Source organism: Massilia sp. BAP21, assembly GCF_057801335.1.
Genome location: NZ_CM173596.1, coordinates 1,193,375 through 1,217,676 on the forward strand (window position 1 = coordinate 1,193,375; position 24,302 = coordinate 1,217,676).

Sequence of the window (24,302 nt, forward strand, 5' to 3'; positions counted from 1 at the left end):
AGCAAGGACACTAACTATAAAAGGCATGTCCATGCTCAATTTTAAATTCTCCCGTTTCCTGAAACTCGCCGCTGCCAGCCTGGCCTTCGCCTCCCAGGCCGTGCTGGCTGCGCCGGTCGACTTTTCCGGCGCCCTGACCGAGTCCGATCCTGTCTTCAACCGGCCTTTCACCACCTTCACCCTGAGCACCCTGGGTACGGCCACGTCTTACGACGTATTCAATTTCCACGTGACCGCCGACGGCGTCTACTCCATGCAGACGCTCTCCGCCACCACCCGCGACGGCGACACCTTCCTGGCCCTGTATGCGAACGCCTTCGATGCATCGTCGCCACTGTCGAACCTGCTGACCATCGACGACGATGCGGGTGCCGGCTTCCTCTCGCTGATCAGCCGGTCGCTGCAAGCCGATACCCGCTACTTCCTGGTCGTGACCTCGTACTACAATAACGAGTTCGGCAGCTACACCGGCCGTTTCGACACCGTCAGCGGTGGCGGCCAGGTGGTCCTGGGCGATGCCGCCAGCGACGTACCGGAGCCGGCCACCCTGGCCCTGCTGCCGCTGGCCTTGCTGGGCATGGGCATGGCGCGCCGCCGCCAGCGCCGTTGATCCGGCATCCAATACGCACGGTGGGCGGCGCTGGCCGCCCATTTTCTTTGGTGCCGGCCCAGCTTGACATCCTGCTTGCGCGAACTAGGCTGAAGGCATCGACTATCCGGGCATGACCAACCGCGATTGTCAGTGGACAGCCGAATGTCAGGGAGAGCTGTCATGAACGCACAAGACAACAAACAGCTGGTCATGGAGTGCTACCAGCTATTTCTGAAGGGCGATATCCGCAGCCTGCTCGATCGCTGCGACGACAACGCCGACTGGGTCGAACGCGACTCGGACTGCATTCCTTTCGCCGGCACCTACCATGGCAAGGCCGAGATTGCCGACTTCTTCACCAAACTGGCCAACGGCGCCGAGGCGCTCAGTTTCACGACCAGGGAATTCATCGCCGAGGGCGACAAGGTGGTGGTCGTGGGCGAAGCGACCTGGCTGGCCAAGCCGACCGGCCGCAGCTTCGACAGCCCCTGGGTGCACGTGCTGACGGTACGCGACGGCAAGATCGCACGCTTCGAGGCCTACAACGATACCGCGCCGGCCGAGCGCGCCTTCCGCACGGACCTGCCTGCGCAGGCATCCATGGCAACGCCGATGCATCACTGAAGCGGCCGCATCGTTGAAGAAGCGGCCGCCGCAAGCCGCCACAAGCCGAAGCGTCAGGCTTTCTTGAGCGCGTCCGGCTTGTGCGCCGCCTCGGCGCCGGTCTTGTCGCTGACCACCAGGTATTCCGGATTCTCCTTCGACGCCGCCACCTCGTGACCCTTGATCGTGGTGTGCGCGGTCAGCTTTTTCTTGACCGTGCCATGTACCGTCCCCTGCGACGATTCCCAGGTCACCTTGTCGCCGGCCTTGAAGGCATTGCTCATGATTGAACTCCGTAGATGGTCGATGAGCGCCATTTGACCATAGCCGGACAGAATTTCCGCACGTTACGGAAACAGCCGGACAACGCGCCCTGGCAGGCGCGGGTATGCTGGACATCCGAACAACACTGCGCTCTCCTGCCTTGAATCGTCCGCCAACCGCGCACCTGCTGCATGCCGCCCTGCTGGCCTGTGCCCTGCCCTGGGCCGGCGCAGCACTGGCGCAGAACGATGCGCGCGTGGTGGCCGGCATCAATGCCTACCGTGCGGCGCCCGCGTCCTGCCCGGGTGTGCGCCTGGCGCCTGCGCCTGCCCTGGCAGCGCAGGCGGCACTGGCGCGGGTGCGCCTCGGACCCGGCACGTTTCCGGAATGGGCGCTTGAACAGGCCGGCTACCATACCGACAAGGCCGAGGTGATCCACGTCGGCGGCGCGCCCGACGCCGAGGCCGTGCTCGAACTGCTGCGCAAGCAGTACTGCCGCAGCCTGCTCGATGCCGCCTTCACCGACGTTGGCGTGGCGCGTAGCGGCACCGACTGGACGATCGTGCTGGCGCGCCCCACCCCGCCGCTGGCGCTGCCTGAACAGGAGGAAGCCGGACGCATCATCCTGGACCTGGTGAATGTGGCGCGGGCGCAGGCGCGCAACTGTGGCGACCGCCAGTTTGGCGCAGCGCCGCCGGTGGCCTGGAATGCGCAACTGGCCCAGGCCGCGCTGGCGCACAGCAGCGACATGGCCACCCACCGCCGGTTCAGCCACCAGGGTTCGGACGGCAGCGAAGCGGCGCAACGCGCCACCCGCGCCGGCTACCGCTGGCGCCACATCGGCGAGAACATCGCGGCAGGACAGACCTCGCCGCAGGAAGCGGTGCAAGGCTGGATCGACAGCCCCGGGCATTGCGCCAACCTGATGAATCCGCAGTTCAGCGAGATGGGGGCGGGGTATGCGGTGAGCCGCGTGCGGTTTCCGGGGTTTCCGTACTGGACGCAAGTGTTCGGGACACCGTAAAGATTGGCTACGATCAGCGACCGTACGGTGGGCACTCCGTGCCCACGCGGAACGACGATCATTGTTGGCGTTTGAAGGCGTCGCAAATGATGCTCGTTGATAGCGTATCCAGGAGCGCCTTGCCAGCGTGTCATCCATGGCGTAATCCGCGAGCGAATCATCCCCGCCGCGGACTCCTGGACAAGCACGTAACCGCGTGGGCACAGAGTGCCCACCGTACGGGATACGCCAACGCATATCGGAATACGTCAACGCATATTCGTAGGGTGGACGGGTCTCCCGTCCACGCGTCCAACCCAAGCACGTTTCGCCCCAGCACCATGAAAAAAGGAGCGCCGCAGCGCTCCTTTCACATCAGCCGAATCGGCCGGTAATTACCAGAAAATCACCCGCTCTTCCGGCGACAGATACATCTTGTCGCCCGGCTTCACGTCATACGCTTCGTAGAAGCCCGGGTGGTTGCGCAGGCTGCCGTTCACGCGGAATTCCGACGGCGAGTGCGGGTCCGATTTCACTTGCGCGATCAGTGCGGCGTCGCGCGCCTTGCCGCGGCGGGCCTGGGCCAGGCCCATGAACAGGCGCTGCTCGCCGGTGAAGCCGTCGATCACCGGGGCCGGCTTGCCTTTCAATGAAATCTTATACGCACGGCTGGCCATGATGGCGCCGGCGTTGTCGGCGATGTTCTCGCCCAGCGTCAGCTCGCCGTTCAGGTGGTAGCCCTGCACCGGGCTGTAGCCGGCGTACTGCGCCACCAGCACCTTGCCGCGCGCCGCGAACTTCTCGCCGTCTTCCTTAGTCCACCAGTTGCGCAAATTGCCGTCGCCGTCGAACTGCGAACCCTTGTCGTCGAACGCGTGGCTGATCTCGTGGCCGATCGAAATGCCGACCGCGCCGTAGTTCACCGCCGGCTCGGCGTTCGCATCGTACAGCGGCGCCTGCAGGCGCGCTGCCGGGAACACGACTTCGTTCATGCTCGGGCTGTAGTAGGCGTTCACGGTCTGCGGGCTCATGCTCCAGGCCAGGCGGTCCACTGGTTTACCCAGCTTGTTGATGCCGAATGCGTGGCCGAATTCGCGCGAGCGCATCACGTTGCCGACCAGGTCGCCGCGCACGACGTTCAGCGACGAGTAATCGCGCCATTTTTCCGGGTAGCCGATCTTGGCGTTCATCTTCGACAGCTTGATCTGCGCCTGCTTCTTGGTCTCGGGGCTCATCCAGTCGAGGGTCTCGATGCCTTCCTTGAAGGCGGTGATGAAGTTCTTCACCATCTCCTCGACCTGCGCCTTGCGCTCGGCCGGGAAGTGGCGCTCCACATACACCTTGCCCACCACTTCGCTCAGCTCGCGGTTAACCAGGGCGATGGCGCGCTTGTCGAGCGGACGGTTTTCCTTGGTACCCGACAGCACGGTGCCGCGGAAGGCAAAGCTCTCGTCGACGAACGGCTGCGACAAATAAGGGGCGTAGGCGCTGATCAGGTGGAAAGCGTAATACGATTTCCAGGTGTCGACCGGGGTGGCGGCGATGATCTTGTCCAGGGCAGCCAGGTAGCTCGGCTGGCTGACGATCAGCGAATCGACCTTGCCGGCCACGCCGACGTCCTTCATCCAGGTGGTCCAGTCGAAGCCCGGCATCAGGTCCTTCAGCTGGGCGAACGTCATCTTGTTGTAACGCTTGACCGGGTCGCGGTTCTCGACGGCGCTCCACTGCGCCCTGGCGATCTCGGTTTCCAGCGCCACGATCTTGGCTGCTTCAGCGGCGGCGTCCTTGTGGCCGGCCAGGGTCAGCATCTTCTCCACATGCACCTGGTACTTGGCGCGGAAGTCCTTCATGCGCGCTTCGTCGGCCAGGTAGTAGTCGCGGTTCGGCAGGCCCAGGCCCGACTGGCCGACGCTCACCACATAGCGGGTCGAGTCCTTGCTGTCCTGGCCGACGTACATGCCGAGCGGCGCCTCGCCGCCGATGCGGTCCATGTGGGCCGACAGTGCCGCGATGCCGCGCTTGTCCTTCAGGGCGGCGATGCGCGCCAGCTCGCCTTTCAATGGCGTGAGGCCGAGCGCATTGCGGCGCGCCTCGTCGACGTAGCTGGTGTAGTAGTCGCCCATCTTCTGCGCGTCGGAGCCCTTGGCGGCCTTGGTGTCGGCGGCGGCCTGCTCGATGATGGCGCGGATCTGGTTCTCGACGTTTTCCTGGGCCACGCTGAAGGCGCTCCAGCTGGAACGGTCCGACGGGATGTCGACGGTTTCCAGCCACTTGCCCTGGGTGTGACGGAAGAAGTCGTCCTGCGCGCGCACGCTGGCGTCCATCGCGGCCTTGTCGACGCCGGATACCGCGGCGGCGGCAGCGGTCGATGGGGCGCTGGTGGCTGCTGCGTCTTTCGCGCCGGCGTGGGCGGTGACGGCGAACAGCCCCGCGATCAGGGTGCTGCACAGGGTACGCTTCATGTGATTCTCCGTTATAGGAATGGTTGGGACCGGAGGATGCTAATGCATAAAGCCTGGCATTGCCAAGTAGAACAATGGCGTTCGCATATGCATGTGTGTTTTGCATACAGCCTGTAAGTACGGGGCGTATGCAAAATGGCGCGGGCGCTGCAAACGTCCCTGTCGCATTCCTGCCAAGCCCGTGCCGGCGCGGCGGCTCGATATTTCGCTATTGCACCTTTTCTAAGCCATAATGAATAGAATTTCATCCGTGGCCGCCCCGATGCGCCTTTCGTCCCGTCACCTGCCAGCCTGCGCCGCGGCGCCGACAGCCTGCCCTCGCGGCGGGCATGGGGCCGTGCGATGAAGCCGACCTCGCGCGTCTCGCGCCTGTACGAGGTGATGGACCTGATGCTCGACTCGGTGGGCGACCCGCTGGCGCTGAAGAACCTCGCCGCCTCGGCCAGCTATTCCTCTTTCCACTTCGACCGCATCTTCCGCGAGCTGACCGGCTTTTCGGCAGTGGAATACCAGCGCAAGCGCCGCCTGCGCCGCGCCGCCCACCTGCTGCGCCACGAGCCCGACGTGCCGGTGCTGCACATCGCCCAGGATTGCGGCTTTCCTTCGAACGCGGCCTTTGCCAAGGCCTTCAAGCAGCAGTTCGCGATGTCGGCCAAGGCCTGGCGCGAAGGCGGCTGGCGCACCTACATGGACCAGCAGGTCGGGCGCGAGAGCGACGTCAGCTTCTTTGTCGCGGAACCAAGCAACCTGGAGGCGATCCTGGCGCCCTACTGCCCGCCCGAACCCGGGAGCGTGTCGGCGCGCATCCGCGTGCAGGCCCTGCCGGCCGTCACGCTGCGCTACCAGCGTTTCTTCGGACAGTCGGGCGCGGCGCTGTCGATTGCCTGCAACAACTTCATCTGCGAGCGCGAGAGCAATGGCGACGTGACGCGCGCTACCGCCTGGTATGGTGTGTTTGACGAAGACCCGGGTTTTACCGGCGAGCGCGAATACTGCTACGACTTCGGCTTTGGCGGCGATACCAGGCCCGATCCGACGCTCGGCCTGCGCGTGCTGCCGGCGGGTTCGTACGCCATCCTCGACTTTTGCGGCGACTGGCCGCGCTTTCGCTTCATGTACGAGGACTGGCTCGACAAGCAGGCGTTCTGGCGCCTGGACAGCACGCGGCCGCATATCCAGAAGGTCGAACGCGATGGCGTGGGCAAATGGCAAGGGTGGCTCGCCTTACCCGTCAAAAAACGTTAAAACGGGCGTCCGGTTGAGAGGGTCCGACCGCTCATATCAGCCTGAGCACCGCCTTTGGCGGCCTTTTGCTGGACGAGATAGTGAAGCGCGTCGCCGAACTCGCCGTCGGTCGGATCTCAAAGATGACCGATCCAGTACTGGAAACCGAAAGCCCGTACGCCGCCCCTGCTACCTGAAGATACGGATCGACCATCACCTGGCTGACAGATCAGCTGCAACGCTTTTTCGTGACGCGTCAAAGATGCGTAAATTATCCAGCACGGAGCCGCGTTTAGTGCTTGTCAGGCCGGTGTCGAGACCGCGATTACCTCTAGTCTTTCCTCTAGTGCATTAGTGCGGGCCCATGCCTCCGGATCGCGATGGCTGGCTTCCATGCCTGCGTAGCCGGCCAGAATCTCGAGCAGCTTCCTGGCCGCCCGCACTTCGGCCTGGTCTACTGGATTCGCCGGGTTGCGCGGCAAGGTGGCATAGGGCTCCAGCAAGAAGCGCGCGTCGTCGTGAACCCAGATCCAGAACATTTTCGTATCGATCCGCCGATGCAGGTCGCAGAGCGAGTGCTCGATGTTGTTCATGATCTGCCGAAGGTCACCCCGGATCAGCGCTTTCAGGACATCGAGTTCGGACTGGGCGACGATCGAAAAGAAGTTAGGGTCGGTCTGTACAGCTCTGTCGACGGCTATAGTGGCTTCCAAGATGCGCTGGCTCTCCCAGTCGACGTCGGGACAGGCCTGCTGATCCTGAAAGTGATGGCGCAGCTTGCACATTAGGACGGCGCGCGGCGGATAGAAGGTAAAGCGTTTTTCGTCGTCCTGCGCTTGACCGGCCAACGTAAAATTTTCGCATGCAGTGGCCAGCTGCGCGAGCGATTCTGCTTTCGAATCCATCCCCTGTTCGGCAAGCCGCATGCTCAGGCGCTTGTGGGCGTGGCCAAGCAGGCTATAGCGTCGCAGCGTGCCCCCCAAGCGGTCTCCCATGACGGTCATAACGATAACCGCTTCGTTCAATTCATCGACGCTTGCCCCCGGCATGCTGAGCTGCTCCGCATAACGTTCGATGGCAGACAGGCTTGCCTTGCTATCAGAGGCGTTGCGCGCCTTCCGGAACCATTCTAGGGCCTTGACCCGGTCCGGCAGGGCCGCGTACGCATTGCCGAAAGCTTCAGCAATAGCGCCGCGTTGGCCCCATTCCCCGAACTTGTGCTCCAAGTGGGCCAGTTGCCTGCGGTACCAGGAGGCGTTGTCGGACGACGCGTACAAGATTTCAGTGGCGATGGTCTGCAGCACCAGCTCGAGCGTACTAGGCGAAGCTACGTTGGCAAATTCCGCCTCTGGCGAGGGCTTCCGCGTGCTGACCTCGTTACGCCAGCTCCAATCCGGATCGCCATAGCATTGGTATGCGGCCCAAGTGTTGCTTTCGCGCTTTGCTTCCCATGCTGCCATCCGCGCTTGCCCCACGGCGTCGATGAAACGGCACCCGTTGAAGATGGCATTGTAGAAGGCCGAGGCAAAGCGCTCGGCAGGCTGGTCTTCGACCATCCAGCCAGCGGCCACGACGCAACGGACGCCGATCCGGATCAGCTCCTCAGCCACGCTGGCGGCAAAGTCCGGCCTGTCGAAGGGCGGAGCATCGCCTTGCCCGAGATGGCAGCAGTTGATGAACACCAGTTCGGGAGTCACACGCATGGCGCGTATCTCGTTGGGCCCGAGGAAGGTCCGGCGCCCGGAGAGCACCACGCCCCCATTCGCGCCACGCATGCCATGTCCGGCTATATGGACCAGCCTGTAATTGCGGGCAAAAAGCTGGTTGATGATGGTATGGGCGTCGTCGTTGTTGTTCAGCTCTTTGACCCTGTCGCCGCCGGTTCCGAGCGATGCGCGCGCTACCCTGGCTACAGCCTCGGCTTCGTGCTTCGCGCCGGGTAGGCGCGGATAGCTTGGATCGGTCAGGGGCTCTCCGACAATCAAGACATTGTCTTCGCGTCCCGCGTCAATGACCTTGTCGCGGAAATGCTCTGTTTGCAGCTTGCGGATGATTTTGCTGCGTACCGCCCAAGGGGGCTGCGGCCCGTTGCCCGATGCCATTTTTCGGTCGGGGTCAGTATCCAGCAGCTCCCATGGCAGGGCGGCGGTGTCGCGGTCCAACTCCATCACCATGTCATTGGAGCCAGCCAGGTAGGGTTCGATCTCGACCGGCACCAGCAGATTGAATAGAGTGCGTCCGATCAGTGGGTCCACCACGGTGGAGTTCGATGCCTTTTCCACCAAGTCCCGGATTAAGGCACCTTGGGCGCGCTGGGCGCGCACTTCAGTGCGTGCGCGGCGGGTATCGAGGCTGTAGCCGATTTGCGGCTCGGCATCCTTGGCTGAGGGGGTCCGTAGCACGCTGATGAAGTCGTAGGTCGCGCCACGATAGCTGGACTCCACCGGCCGGCGCAGGTTGCCTTCAGCTTCGGTCAGCGAACGGCCAATTGCCAGCCGCCCCGGGTTACTCTGCTCCTGTAGTTTCAACACACGCCAGGCGTCAGAGGCGCGGTCCAGATAGACCTCGACGATCGTCAGCGCCCGCACCGTCGGCCAGCGCGCGCCGCCACTCTGGTTGATGTCCGCGATCTTGGCGTTCGCATCCATGATGCCCTGTACGAGCGCTAACGCGGCGTCACCGACGGAGATACCGGTACCACCGCTGCCCAGCAGGGTTGCGGCAATTTCGAAGGTGTCGTCGCTGCGTCCGCTTTCGGCAAGCCGTTCGGCATAGGCCAGGACGCCGACCCGGATCGTATAAGCATGTTTCTGACTATTTAGCTTACCTTCTTCTCCTAGCCCGACGACGACGGCGGCATTGGGCCGCGGGATGAAGCGCTGCTTTTGGCGGCGGATTTCGATCTGCGGGCCATTTTCGAATATCTGGTTGCTGCCGACATATTCTGGATACATGCCGGCACGCAAAGCCTTGCTCATACGCTGACCGACCAGCTTGTCGACGACCGCTTCGGAGCCAGACAGGATTAGCGATTGGTAATGACCGATCATCAAGGGCTGGCGCAGGAAACGCAGATCGCCATGGTAGACCTCTACCGACAGGTGCGCTTTCGCGGTATGCGCGCGCTGCTCTGCCTCTGCTACCGAGAACAATTGGCCAAGCTCCGGTGGCCTGGCGTTCGTCATCAGCCTCTGCAGCAGCCGTGCAGGCTCGTCCGCGAGCGCAGTGCCGCCGTTAGCGTGCTGGACCTGCTGGGCCGGTTGCAGCTCCTGGCTGTCGAGCAAGTGCGTCTTCCCGGCATTGAGCAAGTCCAGCAAGCCGGAAAAGGCTCCCGCAACCGCCGGCATTGCACCATGCTCGGCGTCAATCTTCCAGATGGTAAGCTGATTCATTCTCGCGCTGTCCAGGCTGACGCGGCCGTCACCGTGGCCAGTGCCGCTCAGCCAAAGCCGGCCATCGCGCATCGCGGCATGGTCCACTGTATGCTTCGCCTTGCCAGTGACGATCACGATTTTCTCGGCTTCCCCTTCGAAGGCTGCCATGTCTTTGCGCATACGATCCCAGAACAGCTTGGCATCCGTCAACAGCTGCTGGGTGGGGATCGCCCAGGCGGATGGCCCTCCATGCCACCGTGTGAGTTTTGCCAGTTCTGCACGCTGCAGCTCTTCTTGCCTTTCCCAGCCGCTGCGCAGGTCGAGTTGTAAGGCCGGATCGAGCAGCCCGGCTTGCAGCTGGATGAAGCCGGGCATCGTAGCGAGCGCTTTGCGGACCTGCAGATCTGCAAACAAAGGCGCGCCGGCGCTGAGCAGCCCGGCGAGCGCGTCGCCACCGGACAGCACCTGTAGCGGCGTCCAGCTGCCCTCGTGAGGCACCCCGAGCATGATCACGCGCGCGCCCTCGAAGGCCATCGCCTCGTCCCACACATCCTTGTGGTTCATGTGAAAAGCCCGGACCACCAAACCACCCATGCCATGCGCGAGAATGCGCAGCGGCCCACCCGCGCGTTGCTGCTGCCATTCCTGCACGCGGCTCGCCAGGCTGGCGGCCGCGTCTTCGACTGGCTTGCGCCAGTCGTATGGTAGCGGAATAACGTCATGGGTCTCGGCAAGGCGGCTGCAGAGTGCACCGTAGCAGTGCTCGACCAAGTTGTTGGAGCTGACCTTTTCCAAAGACTCGCTCTTGTCGAGGCCAAGACTGGCGAACGCGGACAGCGAGAGCTGCGACAGCCATAGGCGTCCCCGCCGTTCGTCCAGGTGGGAACCGAGGAAATCCGGCACCACGATCACGGTCGGGCGCTGGCGCTGCCTGTTGCCCGGCGCCGGAACCGCCTGCGGCGTGGCGTCGCTGCCGCGCACCCCACTGCTATCGACACCTGCCCATGACAGCAGGCCGATTGGCTCCCATGGGCGCTGAGGTGTAGTGCGGAGGGCGTCGGCAATGGCTTCACGCGTCTGCGTGAACGAAAAATAGCTGAAGTGAGAAACCTCGCCCCCGTCGCCGAGCACGAAGCGCGCCGCGCGCGACCCCGTTTTGCGCGGAACCCCTCCGTACATGGAGCGTGTTTGCACCACCAGGTCGTTGTCGGTCCAAAAGAAGGAGTCGGCCAGCAGGGTTTTAATCCAGGTAAAGAGGCTATGGCCGCTGCTGTTTCCGGCGATGACGTAAAGCTGGCTGTCGACCGCCTCCAGCGGCGCATTCAGCCACCGCACCAAATGGCTCCGGGGGTGCATGGCAGCTAATCCCGGGAAGGTCTCCGGTTTCAGGCCGGCACGGGCGACCTCCCTGAGAGCGGCTAGCATGGCGCCGGTAATCGGTAGGTGCGCCAGTTGCATCAGCCAGTGCAGAACTGACAGGTAGGCATCCAGGCGTCCGGAGGCCAGCAGCGTGCCTCGAACCGGGCATGCGACCCGGATCACGCGATCAAACTGAAGGTTCTTGTTTCGGACGAGGTCGACCAGTTCCAGCAGCAGCCTCGACTCATCGAAAGGCGCACCAGTGAAATATTGTTCGATTTGTGCCAGAACGTTCGATGAGTTTGCGGCGCGGACCAGGATTTCGGCCACCAGACCGCCACGAGAATGCGTCAGCAGATGCACCCGTGCATTCGGTGGCAGCGCTTTAGCCAGATCCAGCGCGTTTTGTACCGGGCTCGTTCCGAGAGTCGGGTGTTCGAAACCGTAGGCATCGCCTTCATAGCTGTTCAATAGCGTGTTAGCTGCTGCGTCTTTCGTCCACAGATGGCGAAACGTGCCTGCTGTGGTCGAAAAGGTACCATGCACGAGAATAAGGATCGGCGAATTCAGCCGCGCGGGCAGCTTGAGCGCTGCTATGCGATTGGCAGGGTCCATCTCGTCCGGCGGCGCACTCGACGTCAGACGGTACAGGCCCTGGCGCTCGGGCTTGTCGAATTGTTGACGGATCCAGTCGGCGCCACGCTCGGCCAGCGAATGCCTGGTTTTGCGGCGTAGGATGCCGAACCATTCGAGCGCCACATTGGAAGCCCAACTGCCAAGGCCGCGGGTAGGGCCCTCTTCGCTCCAAGGCAGGTTGGAGGAGACGCCCACGACTGCGGCATCTCTGGCATCTCTGCCATCGCGTGTTATCGGCATGCCAGCGGCGAGCAGCGCCTTTGCTGAATCGGGGTGCAGAAACAAAGTCGGGCCTGACGCAAGCTTCAGGACGACGATATCTTCGCCGGGTTGGACATCCCTGTCGACCACCCGGCCCGCACTGCGGTGCGTCTGCATCGAGAAGAGCTCGGCGTCCATGTCTCCGCCGCCGAAACCCTCGATTAACTGGTCGCGTGACATGCCCTCAATGGGGACCCCGGAAATGCGAAAGGTAAGACCCGTCCCGCTCATGACGCCTCCTGGATTGTCATGTCACAGTCGCTTTCATCGGGCGCACAAGGGCGGGCGGTACAGGTGATCTGTAGCCAGGGCTGCGCGTCAGACTCCAGTTTGAGTATAGGGCGGGTTTGTCTATATTAGCTAATAAATATTGAACAGATTTTTTGCGTGGTTCTTTCGACACATATCCGCTCTTGTCGGGTTGCCGCTGCCGCATGCGCGTCGGCGGCTCAGTCTTGCAAGCGGACTGAGATCTCGGATGGATTCCCGACGAATTGAAGATGCGGCAGGTCAGCTCGTCGAAGTGCATGGCCACGATGAATCGCCACGGCTATCGTAGATACTCCTGAGCCATTACGTAGGGTATAGGGAAAAGGCACGAGTGCCCACTCCCCGCCGAAAGTGGCTGTCTGATGGAATCGATTGGCACGCTCAATAATTTACCTTTAGGAGGGTTGCTCCAGTCAGGAATGCCAGCATTCCAGCCCAAATCTTCGCCGCGTGGCCCTGTAGATCCTTGAACTGAGCAACAGCATCCTTGTCGTTCCAGTTATCAAACAGCAGCGCGTATTCAATATAAAACCAGATGGGTGGGCCGAGTGTCCAGAATAGGGCGATTGCTGGCAGCCAGTCGCGCCGTGGGGCATCTGGTGGCCATAATGCCCATAAGCTTACAGCCGCAACTTCGATCGCTATTACCATCGCAGCTTGAGCAACTAATCTACGCTTAGGGCTATGATATATCGAGGTCATGACTTCCCCTTTGAACGGACATATCCGGTATTTGCACAGCGATCATCACTCTGAGCAGTGGCCTTTACGGAACGGTTACCTTTGGCCGAATCCAATCGTTCAAGTCAGCATAGCAGATAGATAGAAACAAACTGATGCCGCTGCCGGCCTTTAGATCTGCTCCCCGTTTTCTTCAGGCTCCAGCCGCACGAAGCGCGTCAACACCAGCACCGGCACCGCGCATGCCAATACCCACAGGAAGAAGTGACGATATCCCAGCGCCTGCTGGATATCCCCGCTGATCATCTTGAACAGCACGAAGCCCAGCTGCATGAAGCCGCTGCCCAGCGCGTAGTGTGCGGTCTGGTAGGGGCCGCTGGCGATCACCTGCATGATGAACAGGATGATGCCGACGAAGCCGAAGCCGTAGCCGAACATCTCCACGCCGAGCGCGGTGGCGATCAGCGGCAGGGACGCGGGCTGCGCGGCGCTCAAATACCAGAACACCAAGTTCGGCAAATTCATCGCCAGGATCAGCCACGGCATCGCGCGCCGCAAACCCAGCCACGACGTGAAGTAGCCGCCGGCGATACTGCCGACCAAAAAGGCGACCGTGCCGGCCGTGCCGTACACCGCCCCGACTTCGGCCGTGCTCAGGCCCAGGCCGCCGACGGCGCGCGCGTCGCGCAGGAACAGCGGGCCGATGGTCTGGATCTGCCCCTCGCTGGCGCGGAACAGGATGATGAACAGGATGCCGAGCCAGATACCCTTCTTGGCGAAGAAGGCGCGGATGACATCAAGCAGGGTGGCGCCGATGCTGCGCAGCGAATCGGTTTGCGCCGAGCGTACCGTAAGCGTGCCGGGCAAGGCCAGCGCATGGTATAGCCCGAGCGCCGCCAGCGCCGCGCCGAGCAGGCCGAACACCACGGTCCAGGCAGGCGCGGTGCCGATCCGGTCTTCCAGGTAGCCTGCCAGGATCACCAGCCCGCCCAGCGACAGGAACTTGGCCGCATTGAAGAAGGCGCCCTGCCAGCCGGCATAGGCGGCCTGCTGCCTGGCGCTCAGGCTGGCGATGTACAGGCCGTCGGCTGCGATGTCGTGGGTGGCCGATGCCAGCGACACCACCGCCAGCAGCGCGATGCACAGCGCGAACCAGCCCGGCAGCTGCAGCGCCAGCGCCACCGATGCCAGCCCTGCCCCGCCCAGCAGCTGGAAGGTGACCACCGCGCGCTTCTTGCTGCGCGCCAGTTCCAGGAAGGGACTCCACAGCGCCTTGAACACCCAGGCAAAGCCCAGCAGCCCGGTCCAGCGCGCGATCTGCTCGTTCGGCACGCCCATGCTCTTGAACATCAGGCCGGCGATCAGCGCCACCGCGTAGAACGGCAAGCCCTGGGCCAGGTACAGGGTCGGCACCCAGGCCAGCGGATGGCGCGCGGCGGGCGGCTTCGTCATGCCGACGGCGGCGGCGGTGGAAACCTCATGCATCGGATGCGTCCTTCAGGGCGATGGTGGCAACGCGGCTGCTGCGGCCGCGCGTGTCGAAGCTGGCGATGCTGAATGTACGCGCATCCGGCGCAATGCTCAACGGTGCGCTGTAGAGCGGGCTGGCCGCATGCGGCGCGCTGCCGTCGAAGCTGTAGCGCAGCGCGAGGCCGGGCAGCGCCACGTTGGCGTGGATGCGGCCTTCTTCCAGCCGCACGCCCGGCGGCGGCAGGCGGTAGGCCCAGGCCAGCGGCGCACGGTCCAGGCGCGGCAGTTCGCGCTGGCCGAGGCGGTTGGCGAACTCGTTCCAGTCGGCGTCGATGCGCGCTTCGCGGTCGCGCGGATCGGCGACCAGGCGCCAGCCCGGGTCCTGGCTCCAGGCCCGTTCGGCCAGCGCCAGCAGGCGCGGCGCGATCATGTATTCGATGCGCGCGCGCGAATGCGCATTCTCGCTCCAGAGCTGGCCCTGCAGGCCGGCGATGCGTCCGCCATCGAGTTGTTCCAGGCCCGACAGCAGCGCCTCGGGTACCGGCCGGCCCATCGGGTCGCGCGCCGGCACCGCGCCCTGGTCGAGCGGGCAAAAGGCAAAGGCCTGGCGCAGGCCGACGAAGCCGGCCCAGTAGTAGCCCGGTTCTTCCGGGTCCTTGGCGCAGGCCAGGTCGAAGTACAAATTCGCCGCGTTCGACAGCACCACGCTGTAGCCGGCATTCGCCAGGCGGTAGGCGATGTCTTCCTGGCCCGAGCCCCAGGCGTTGTTCCACACATAGGCGTGGAAGTCCGGTCCGGCAAAGCGCGGCTCCGGGGCCGGGGCGCCGCCCGTGTCGTGGGTGAGCGCGGTGTCGTCCCAGCCGGCAAAGGCCAGGCCGTGGCGCGCCAGGATCGCGCGGCAGCGCGCCACGAACTCGAAGCGCAACTGCGCCACGTCGCTCCAGCCCTGTTCAAGCATGCGCGCGCGGCACAGGGGCGAACCGATCCAGGCGCCGTTCGGCACTTCGTCGCCGCCGGTGTGGATGGCGCGCAGCGGCACGCCGGCCTGGCGAAACAAAGCTTTCACCTCGCCGACCACGGTGTCGATGAAGCGATCCACCGAGGGCAGCGCGATGCAGATCACGTTGTCGTGCCAGAGCTGCACGGATTCGTAGGTCGAGGCATCGTCGGGATCGTCGAGGCGGTAGGCCCAGGCGGCCTCAATGTCGTCGGCGGCCAGCAGGCGGTCGTGGCGCACGCGCATCGCCATCACCGCGGCGCGCGCGTGGCCGGGCATGTTGAACTCGGGGATCACCTCGATGTGGCGCGCATGGGCATGCCGCAGGATGGCGATGAATTCGTCGTGCGTGTAGTGGCCGGTGCCGGGCGAGCTGTCGATATCGGCGCCGGAACCGAAGGATGGCGGCAGGCAGGGGCTCCCGTCCGGACTGACGCCGCGCCGTGCGCCGACTTCGGTCAATTCAGGCAGCGCGGTGATCGGCAGGCGCCAGCCCTCGTCGTCGGTCAGGTGGAAGTGGAATCGGTTCAGTTTATAGGCGGCCATGCAGTCGAGCAGGCGCAGTACCGTATCGACACTGGCGAAATGGCGCGCCACGTCGAGCATCATGCCGCGGTAGGCGAAGCGTGGGGCGTCGAGCACGCGGCCACATGGCAGGTTGCCGTCTTCGTCCAGCAACTGGCGCAGGGTCTGGATGGCATTGAAGACGCCGTGGGCGGAGGCGCCGCGCAATACGACCCGGTCGGCGCCGATGTCGAGCCGGTAGGCTTCGTCGTCCGGGGCTTCCAGGGGGACGGGACCGGTCTCAAACACGACTTGCGCGGCAGGCGCGTCATTCGCCGGCAAGCTGTCCAGCAGCGTGCGCAGGAAGGCGGCTTCGTTGGCGAGTTCCGGACCATGGACGATTGCCGTGCCGGGTCCGAGCTTGCATCTGCCAGCGCCGAAGCGCGCCGAGACCGGGCGCGGCGTGATGCGGCCGACCTCCTCTTCGGGCAGCAGGTGCAGGGCTGCGTTGTCGGCATGGCGCTGGGCGGCGTTCGCGGTCGGCACCCGGTCTTCGACGTGGCGCATGCGCTGTTCGACGCGGGCGAAGGGCAGGATGCGCGGGTCGCCGAGTGTGATGACGCCATCCTCCTTCGACAACAGGTAGAAGCCGAGCGGCGCGTCGGTGAGGCTGATGACCCAAAACTGGGCCTGGTAGGTGATGTCGAAGGCTTCGTCCGCGGCCCATGGCTTGTCGACCACGGCGGTGAGGCGGAACAGGTCGCCGTTCACGTGGTCGATGGCGAAGCCGGTGCTGACGGTATCGGGGATCACCTTGCGGCAGGCGTTGAAGAACAGTTGCCAGCCGGGGGCGATCGGTTTGCCGGAGACGTTGCGCAGGTTCAGGCGCGCTTCGAAGATGCCGTTGCCGGCGAAGTTGCTCAGGCATTCCCATTCGATGGCAATGGGCGCCGTGCCTGGATGTGTGATCGGCATTGTGTTCCTTGAAAAAGCCAGGGTGTGTCCCGTAGGGTGGGCACTCCGTGCCCACGCGGTTACGTGTTGGGCCGGAGTCGGTGGCGGCTCTGATTCGCTCCGAGACGTCAGCGATGGAACGAGGCGTTAGCGGGACGCTTTAGGGACGCCGACAAGTCGCATCGTCATCGTCGAGCACAGGCGCAAACAATGATCGACGTTCCGCGTGGGCACGGAGTGCCCACCCTACGTTGCCACGCAGGTGGAAGAATCGCGGCGCGGTCCCTCATCGTCCGAAAAAAGAGCAAGGCCGCCGGCCTTGCCCAAAACGCCCCGGAGACTCAGGACCCGAAATCAGAGCTTCCCGCGCAGCCCCAGGAAGAAAGTCCGCCCGTTCGCATAAAACGCGCGCGGCCGCTCCTTGTTCTCGGCATACATCTTGATGGTCTCGTTGGTGAGGTTGAGCGCATCGAAGGTCAGGGTCAGCTGCTCGGTGAGCTTGACGTTCACCGAGGCCGCCAGCGAGGGCATGTCGTCCACATGCTGGCTGGCGCCGCGGTCCACGCCGGCTTTATAGGCCGAGCGGAAGCTGTAGGCCAGGCGCGCGCTGAAGCGTTCGTTCTCGAAGTAGCCGGTCAGGTTGTAGGTGCGCTTCGAGGAGTTCAGCAGTTCGCCGCCGTCATCGAGCTCGCCGTCGGCCCAGGTGTAGTTGGCCAGGAAGCCGAAGTTGTCGTACAGCGGCTGCTGCCAGCTCAACTCGACGCCCTTGTTCTTGCCGCCCGTGTTGAACGGCGAGGTGATCTGGTACTCGGCCGGTGCGCTGCGCTTGTTGTTGTAATAGGTGCCGGTGCTGGTGCCCTGCGCCACGATCGAGCGCAGGTCCATGTAGAACAAGCCGGCCGACAGCGCCGCCTTCGGCGCGTAATACCATTCGGCCGAGACGTCGAAGTTGGTCGAGCGCACCGGGTCGAGGTTGACGTTGCCGCCGCTGCCGCTCAGGGCGTCGTCGTTCAGCGACACCGAGCCGCCCAGCGCCGAGTAGTCGGGGCGCGCCATGGTCTTGGCCACGGCGGCGCGCACGACCAGGTCGGGGCGCACGTCGAACTTCACGTTCGCGCTCGGCAGGTAGTCGCGGTAGGTGCGCTTGAAGGTGGTCGGCGTGTAGGGGCCAAAGGCCGAACCCGTCACCGGGTTCGGGCCGCCGGGCAGGTTCACGACCGTGGTCTGCTTCGTCTGCACGGCGCGCAGGCCGATGTTGCCGCTCCATCCGTCGCCGCCCGCTTCGAGCATGCCGTACAGCGCGGCGGTCTTTTCGCCGACGCGGAATTCGTCCATCCAGTTGTGGCGCAGCGTGTAGTCGAGCAGGCGGTTGCCCGGCACCGCGCCCCAGGCACCGAGGGCCGCGCCGTCGTATTTAAAATAGTTCGAGGACAGGTTGCCGCCCAGGTCGTTCGCGAAGTCGGACGGGTACATCTGGCCGCTCCAGGCCGGCCCCGGGTTGCTGAAGCCGAGCGGGCCCGGACGCGTTTCCAGCGGGTGCTCGGCGGTGCGCTCGTGGTCGGTCACGCGGGCGCCGAAGCGCAGCGCGCTGAACATGCCGTCGCGCAGGCGCCATTCGCCGTCGACCTGCGCATACTTTTCCTGGTCCACCGATTGCGCTTCGCCGCCGCCGGCCCAGGCGGTGGAACCCGGCGCCGCGGTGTTCCCGCCGGGGTAGCTCACGGTGGCCGGCGACAGGCCGTTCAGCGCATACACCATGCCGCCGTCGACGTTGTTCTGGTAATAGACGTCGTTGCGGTCGTAGCCCACGCCGTGGGTCTTGCCCAGCCGGCCGGACAGGCTCAGGTCGTCGTTGACCTTGAACTTGCCGTTGACGTCGAGGTACCAGGATTCGCCGCCGGCGTCCGGGCGGTAGATGTTGTCGACTTCGCCGTTGTTCACCGCGAAGCCGGCGCCGACCAGGGTGTTATTGCGCACCACCGGGTTCTGCGGAATCTGGTTGGCCGTGTTGATGGAATTGGCGGGAGCGGCCAGCCAGTTGGTGTTCTGGTGGCCGGCCTTCAGCTCCGAATAGAAGCCGTTCACGTCAAACGACACGCCGCGCGACGGACGGAACTCCACGTCGAAGGCGCCGCCGCTGCGCTTCTTGGTCTGCTCGAACAGCGAGGCGCCAATAAAAGTAGGCACCAGCACGCCGGCCAGCGCCGGGTTGGCGACGGCCGCCGCGCTGGTGGCGCTGATCGGAGTGTAGCCGAGGATTTCCTGGCCGTCGCGCCGCACCGCGGCCTTTTCCGAGAAGCCCTGCAGCAGGAAGCCGGCGGTGCCCGCCTCGTTCTTCATCGCCACCAGGGCCGAGACATGCGGCTCCGTCTTGCTGGACAAGTCGTTATAGTTGGCCTGGGCCGAGGCTTCGAAGGTGAGCGGCTGGCGGAAGTCGAGCGGGCGGCGCGTGATGACGTTGATGGCGCCAGAGACGCCGCCTTCGACCAGGTCGGCGGTGGCGCTCTTCTGCACCACGATCGAACCGACCAGTTCCGACGGCAGCAAGGAAAAGCTGCTGGAACGGCCGACGTTGCCGCCGATCTGGTTCAGCAGGAACCAGTCGCCGGTGCTGATCGCGTGGCCGTTGAACAGGGTTTGCTGCAGGCTGGGGCTGGTGCCGCGCAGGCTGACGCGGTCGTTCTCGCCGAAGCCGCCCTCGCCGCCCGCCGACGATTGCGTGTTCACGCCGGGCAGGCGCTGGATGGCATCGGCCACGTTCTTGTCGGGCATCTTGCCGATGTCCTCGGCCGTGACCACCTCGACCACCGAGTCGGCATTGCGCTTCTGGCGCAGCGACTGTTCCAGCGCGGCGCGCACGCCGGTGACGACCACCGTCTGCATGCCGCCTTCCTGCGGCGTGTCGGTTTGCTGGGCCTGCGCCTGCGCCTGCAGCGCGGTGCCCATCGCCAGGATCATGACTGCGGCCGCGATCGCGGTGTGCTTGTGATTATGCCGTGCCATCAACTCGTTCATGTTCTCTCCAAAACATTCGTGGTGTCGTTCGAATCAACCCGGTTTCGAATGCGGTGGGCGCTGGGCGCCTCTGCGGTTCGTATGGACGGCATTGTGTCGTTAGTTGATTGGCCATGTTTGTCAAATCTTGCTCAGCGTGAGGCGCTGTCACATTTTGGACATGCCGGTGTGCTAGGCGTTACGGGCGAAAAAAAAGCCACCCGCAGGTGGCGTCTGGCGGCGCGCCTGCATCCTCAGCGCCGGAAGAGCCAGAGGATCAGCGTGATCACGATCGATATGGCGATGCAGGTCACGATCGGGAAATGAAAGCTGAAGCCCTCGCGCACGATGTGGATGTCGCCCGGCAGGCGGCCGAACGGCAGGCGCTTCAGCCAGGGCCAGGCGAGGCCGGCGGCGAGGATCAGGAGGCCGGCAAGGATGAGCAAACGTTGCATGTCGGGGCTTTCGAATATTCCACCGGCGCATGCTACACCAGCATGCCGCACAGGGCGCGCGCGCCGCTGTTGGCATTTCGCGTAGACTTTATCTCACCGTATCGACAAGTGATGGAGGTGTTATGGAAGCAACTTGGATCGTCACCGCGAACACTGGACGCGCGCGTATTTTTGCCGATGCAAAAGGCGCAGACAAACTCGAAGAAATCAACGACATGGTCAACGACGCCGTTCGCCTGCGCACGCAGGACACGGAAACCGACCGCCTGGGCCCGACCTCGGCCACGCAGAGCATCCACAATACCGGCGGCGCCACGCCGAACAAGCAGTACGAGCCGCACCAGACCCCGGCCGAGCACCAGTCGGAATTGTTTGCGCGCAGCCTGTGCGACTATCTGCTGCAGGGGCACCAGCAAAACCGCTACAGCCGTTTGACCCTGGCTGCGGCGCCGCAGTTCCTGGGCCTGCTGCGCAAGATGCTCGACCCGCAAGTGAGCAAGCTGGTCACCGTGGAGCTCGACAAGGACTACACCCAGGTCGCACCGCACCAGCTGCGCGAGCAGATCGCCGCCCACCAGCAAAAGGCCTGACCGCTGGCCGCGCGGGTAGCGCCATGGGCCTGCCCGCATTGCAGTCTGGATGCACATCGGCATCCAGACTGCCACGTCCGGCGATGCATGACCGCCGGGCCATATCCCATTTGACCACGTCCTGCGCCCTATTCGTGCGGCCGGGTTCGCCTTGTCGGGCTACCATGGAGCAGTCGCCGCTTTAACGAGGATCCTCCATGAACCGTCGTCTCGCCCCTACCCTGGTCAAGGGCACCGTGCTCGCCTCCCTTATCGCCGTGGTCGGCATGAAAGCCTATGCCGCCGGCAAGGCTGCCGCCAGCGACCTGGAACCGATTCGCAGCCTGGACTTGGCGCGCTACATGGGCACCTGGTACGAGATCGCCCGCTACCCGAACCGCTTCGAGCGCAAGTGCGCCGGCAATACCACCGCCACCTATACCGCCATGCCGGACGGCCGGGTGAAGGTCGAGAACCGCTGCCGCCTGGACGACGGCGGCACCGACGTCGCCACCGGCGTGGCGCGCCTGTGCGGCCCGGCCGGCTCGCCGCGCCTGAAGGTGCGCTTCGCGCCGGCCCTGTTCTCCTTCCTGCCGCCGGTGTGGGGCGACTACTGGGTGATCGACATCGACCGCAACTACCAGCTGGCCGCCGTCAGCGAGCCGGGGCGCGATTACCTGTGGATTTTGTCGCGCACGCCGCAGGTGGAAAAGCGCGCGCTCGACGCCCTGCTGGCGCGCCTGTCGGGCCAGGGTTTCGACATGCGCAAGCTGGTGTACACGCCGCAGGAAGAAACGGCCTAGCCAGGTTAATTATCACGCGCAGTGTTAACTGTGAGACAAACATTCACACCATTAATATCTGGCATGGGAAATGTGAATTAGTATTTCGTCCTCCCAGCGGCCAGAATAGTCTTTTCGTCCAGCCGCTGCCGGACGCCGCGGCACCTGCGCCGCGGGCAGGCGCGCGGCCGGCAGATTCATCCTTGCCCCACGATGCGGTTTCCAGCATGAACGATTGCAGTACCAGCCTGTCCCACGCAACTGTCGAGGGGGCGGCATGATCGTCCGCGACCGCCCGAATGGCCTGCGCCTCTTTCTCACCATGCGCGGCTCGATCCTGCCGAGCATCTGGAAAAGCCTGTTCATCACCACCCTGCTGGCTGTCATCGTCACCTGGAGCCACGGCCAGCTGTGGCAGCACAAGGTGCATCTCACCATCATTCCCTTCACGCTGATGGGCCTGCCGCTGGCGATCTTCCTCGGTTTCCGCAACAACTCGGCCTACGACCGCTACTGGGAAGGCCGCAAGCTGTGGGGCGAACTGGTGCTGCGCAGCCGGAATTTTTCGCGCGAGGTGTTGAGCCTGGTGGACACGGCGCCGGGCCACGAGCACATCCGTGAACGCATGATCCGGCGCGCCATCGCCTTTGTCCACGCCCTGCGCCATAATCTGCGCCGCAGCGACCCGGGCGACGACGTGGCCCGGCACCTGACCGAAGCCGAATGGGCCGCGCTGCGCCATCGTCCTCATCTCGGCAACGCCATCATGCTCGAGATGGGCGCGGATCTCGCGCGCTGCCGCCACGCCGGCATGCTCGACAGCATGCGCGCCGTCACGCTCGATGCCACCGTCTCGGCCATGGTTGCCACCGGCGCTTCCTGCGAGCGCATCAAGAACACGCCGGTCCCGTTTTCGTACACGCTGCTGCTGCACCGCACCGCCTACCTGTACTGCTTCCTGCTGCCCTTCGGCCTGGTCGATTCGATCGGCTACCTGACGCCGCTGGTGGTGGCGATCGTCGCCTACACCTTCTATGGCCTGGACGCGCTGGGCGACGAGATCGAGGAACCGTTCGGCGTGTCGCCCAACGATTTGCCGCTCGACGCCATCTGCCGCGCCATCGAAATCGACCTGCGCGATGCGCTCGGCGACCCCGACCTGCCGCCGCCTCTGCTGCCGGTCAACAACTGGCTGCGTTAAGCGGCCCTTCAAGCAACCCTCGCAAGAAGAATCACGATGAACGACGCATACCAAGACCGAATCGGCTGTCCCCTGCTGCGCGAACGCATCACCTCCGCCGCCGACGCCGCGACCCATATCCGCGACGGCATGACCGTCGGCATGAGCGGCTTCACCCGCGCCGGCGACGTCAAGCTGGTGCCGGCCGCGCTGGCCGAACGCGCGCGGCGCGAGCCGCTGCGCATCACCCTGCTCACCGGCGCTTCGCTCGGCAACGACACCGATAAACTGCTCACCGAAGCGCATGCGCTGGCGCGCCGCGCGCCCTTCCAGGTCGACCCGGTGCTGCGCGCGGCGATCAACCGCGGCGAAGTGATGTACATCGACCAGCATTTGTCCGAAACGGTCGAGGTGCTGCGCGCCGGCCACCTGGGCCCGGTGGACGTGGCCGTGATCGAGGCGGTGCGCATCCTCGACTCGGGCGCCATCGTGCCGACGACTTCGGTCGGCAACAGCGCCAGCTTCGCGATCCTGGCCGAGAAGGTGATCGTCGAGATCAACCTGGCGCAGCCTGCCGCATTGGAGGGCCTGCACGACATCTGGATTCCGAAAAAGCGCCCGCTGCGCGAGCCGATTCCGCTGATGCATGCCGAAGACCGCGTCGGCACCACGGCCATCGCCATCCCGCCCGAGAAGATCGCCGCCATCGTGCTCACCAACCAGCCCGACAGCACCTCGAGCGTGCTGCCGCCGGATGCAGAGACCGCCGCCATCGCGCGTCACCTGGTCGACTTCTTCGGCCGCGAGATCGCGGCCGGACGCCTCACCAACAGCCTGCTGCCGCTGCAGGCCGGCATCGGCACCATCGCGAACGCCGTCATGGCGGGCTTTGTCGACAGCCCCTTCGAGAACCTGACCATGTACTCGGAAGTGCTGCAGGATTCGACCTTCGATCTGTTCGACGCCGGCAAGCTGGCCTTTGCGTCGGGCTCCTCGATCACGCTCTCGCCCGAAAAGAGCCGGCAGGTGTTCGGCGAACTGGAACGCTATGCCAGTCGGCTGGTGCTGCGCCCGCAGGAAGTGTCGAACCATCCGGAAGTGATCCGGCGCCTGGGCATCATCGCCATCAACACCGCGCTCGAAGCCGACATCTACGGCAACGTGAACTCGACCCATGTTGGCAGCACCCACATGATGAACGGCATCGGCGGCTCGGGCGACTTCGCGCGCAACGCCTACCTGTCGATCTTCGCCACCAAGTCGATCGCCAAGGGCGGCAAGGTGTCGTCGATCGTGCCGATGGTCTCGCATGTCGACCACACCGAGCACGACGTCGACATCATCGTCACCGAGCAGGGCCTGGCCGATCTGCGCGGCCTGGCGCCGCGCGAACGCGCGACAAGCATCATCGCCAACTGCGTGCCGGCGCCCTACCAGGACATGCTGCGCGATTATGTCCGCGAAGCGCAGGCGCGCGGCGGCCAGACCCCGCACGTGCTGGAGCAGGCCTTTGCCTGGCACGAACGCTACCGCCGCACCGGTTCGATGCTGCCGGAAGGCGGCTGATTCCTCCTGCGCTGCCGGCCGCCCGGCAAGCAAACCCGGCTTCGCCGCGCGAAGCCGGACTTTCCCTCTATGCAACTCAGTTATCAAAAATGCGTGGATGTC

General features: G+C 64.4%; 16 protein-coding genes. 8 read left to right on the forward strand and 8 right to left on the reverse strand.

Features of this window, described 5'->3' with window-relative positions:
• The first annotated feature begins 31 nt into the window (after positions 1–31).
• Both ACWYRN_RS05285 and ACWYRN_RS05290 read left to right on the forward strand, forming a co-directional pair.
• Entirely contained in the window at positions 32–610 is a 579-nt protein-coding gene (locus tag ACWYRN_RS05285) for a PEP-CTERM sorting domain-containing protein (RefSeq protein WP_488691465.1), read from the forward strand.
• Positions 611–772: 162 nt separating this feature from the next.
• Positions 773–1,216, forward strand: coding sequence for a nuclear transport factor 2 family protein (locus ACWYRN_RS05290; RefSeq protein WP_488691466.1), 444 nt, complete (start codon positions 773–775; stop codon positions 1,214–1,216).
• Positions 1,217–1,269: 53 nt separating this feature from the next.
• On the opposite strand, the gene ACWYRN_RS05295 is transcribed toward ACWYRN_RS05290, so the two are convergent.
• A complete protein-coding gene (locus ACWYRN_RS05295) occupies positions 1,270–1,479 on the reverse strand; it encodes a hypervirulence associated TUDOR domain-containing protein (RefSeq protein WP_229437545.1) in 210 nt (69 codons plus the stop codon).
• Positions 1,480–1,583: 104 nt separating this feature from the next.
• Here ACWYRN_RS05295 and ACWYRN_RS05300 point away from each other — a divergent pair, with 104 nt between their 5' ends.
• Complete coding sequence (locus tag ACWYRN_RS05300) at positions 1,584–2,483, forward strand: CAP domain-containing protein (RefSeq protein WP_488691467.1); 900 nt, start codon at positions 1,584–1,586, stop codon at positions 2,481–2,483.
• Between the two features lie 374 nt (positions 2,484–2,857).
• Here ACWYRN_RS05300 and ACWYRN_RS05305 read toward each other — a convergent pair whose 3' ends face one another.
• On the reverse strand, positions 2,858–4,924 hold the full coding sequence (locus ACWYRN_RS05305; protein ID WP_488691468.1) for a M13 family metallopeptidase: 2,067 nt from the start codon (positions 4,922–4,924) through the stop codon (positions 2,858–2,860).
• Between the two features lie 342 nt (positions 4,925–5,266).
• Between ACWYRN_RS05305 and ACWYRN_RS05310 the strand changes: the two genes are divergently transcribed.
• Positions 5,267–6,169: a helix-turn-helix domain-containing protein gene (locus ACWYRN_RS05310; RefSeq protein WP_488691469.1), complete on the forward strand. Its 903-nt coding sequence runs from the start codon at positions 5,267–5,269 to the stop codon at positions 6,167–6,169.
• Positions 6,170–6,450: 281 nt separating this feature from the next.
• On the opposite strand, the gene ACWYRN_RS05315 is transcribed toward ACWYRN_RS05310, so the two are convergent.
• The 6 genes from ACWYRN_RS05315 to ACWYRN_RS05340 all read right to left on the reverse strand — a co-directional run bounded on the left by ACWYRN_RS05315 (position 6,451) and on the right by ACWYRN_RS05340 (position 20,103).
• Entirely contained in the window at positions 6,451–12,009 is a 5,559-nt protein-coding gene (locus tag ACWYRN_RS05315; RefSeq protein ID WP_488691470.1) for a DUF7379 domain-containing protein, read from the reverse strand.
• 420 nt (positions 12,010–12,429) lie between these two features.
• The gene (locus ACWYRN_RS05320) at positions 12,430–12,750 is read right to left on the reverse strand and encodes a hypothetical protein (RefSeq protein ID WP_488691471.1); all 321 of its coding nucleotides are present in this window, start codon (positions 12,748–12,750) and stop codon (positions 12,430–12,432) included.
• Between the two features lie 150 nt (positions 12,751–12,900).
• Positions 12,901–14,214: an MFS transporter gene (locus tag ACWYRN_RS05325; RefSeq protein WP_488691472.1), complete on the reverse strand. Its 1,314-nt coding sequence runs from the start codon at positions 14,212–14,214 to the stop codon at positions 12,901–12,903.
• On the reverse strand, positions 14,207–16,675 hold the full coding sequence (locus tag ACWYRN_RS05330) for a family 20 glycosylhydrolase (RefSeq protein WP_488691473.1): 2,469 nt from the start codon (positions 16,673–16,675) through the stop codon (positions 14,207–14,209). Before ACWYRN_RS05330 ends, ACWYRN_RS05325 begins: the two co-directional genes overlap by 8 nt.
• 333 nt (positions 16,676–17,008) lie before the next feature.
• The gene (locus tag ACWYRN_RS05335; RefSeq protein ID WP_488691474.1) at positions 17,009–19,669 is read right to left on the reverse strand and encodes a TonB-dependent receptor; all 2,661 of its coding nucleotides are present in this window, start codon (positions 19,667–19,669) and stop codon (positions 17,009–17,011) included.
• A gap of 233 nt (positions 19,670–19,902) precedes the next feature.
• A complete protein-coding gene (locus ACWYRN_RS05340) occupies positions 19,903–20,103 on the reverse strand; it encodes a DUF2905 domain-containing protein (protein WP_488691475.1) in 201 nt (66 codons plus the stop codon).
• A 122-nt stretch (positions 20,104–20,225) separates the two neighbouring features.
• Here ACWYRN_RS05340 and ACWYRN_RS05345 point away from each other — a divergent pair, with 122 nt between their 5' ends.
• The 4 genes from ACWYRN_RS05345 (at position 20,226) to scpC (ending at position 24,200) form a co-directional block, all read left to right on the forward strand.
• Complete coding sequence (locus ACWYRN_RS05345; protein ID WP_229437558.1) at positions 20,226–20,693, forward strand: host attachment protein; 468 nt, start codon at positions 20,226–20,228, stop codon at positions 20,691–20,693.
• A gap of 197 nt (positions 20,694–20,890) precedes the next feature.
• Positions 20,891–21,475, forward strand: coding sequence for a lipocalin family protein (locus tag ACWYRN_RS05350; RefSeq protein WP_488691476.1), 585 nt, complete (start codon positions 20,891–20,893; stop codon positions 21,473–21,475).
• Positions 21,476–21,731: 256 nt separating this feature from the next.
• Positions 21,732–22,655, forward strand: coding sequence for a bestrophin family protein (locus ACWYRN_RS05355; protein ID WP_488691477.1), 924 nt, complete (start codon positions 21,732–21,734; stop codon positions 22,653–22,655).
• Positions 22,656–22,691: 36 nt separating this feature from the next.
• Complete coding sequence (gene scpC / locus ACWYRN_RS05360) at positions 22,692–24,200, forward strand: succinyl-CoA:acetate CoA-transferase ScpC (protein WP_488691478.1); 1,509 nt, start codon at positions 22,692–22,694, stop codon at positions 24,198–24,200.
• The last annotated feature ends 102 nt before the right edge of the window (positions 24,201–24,302 follow it).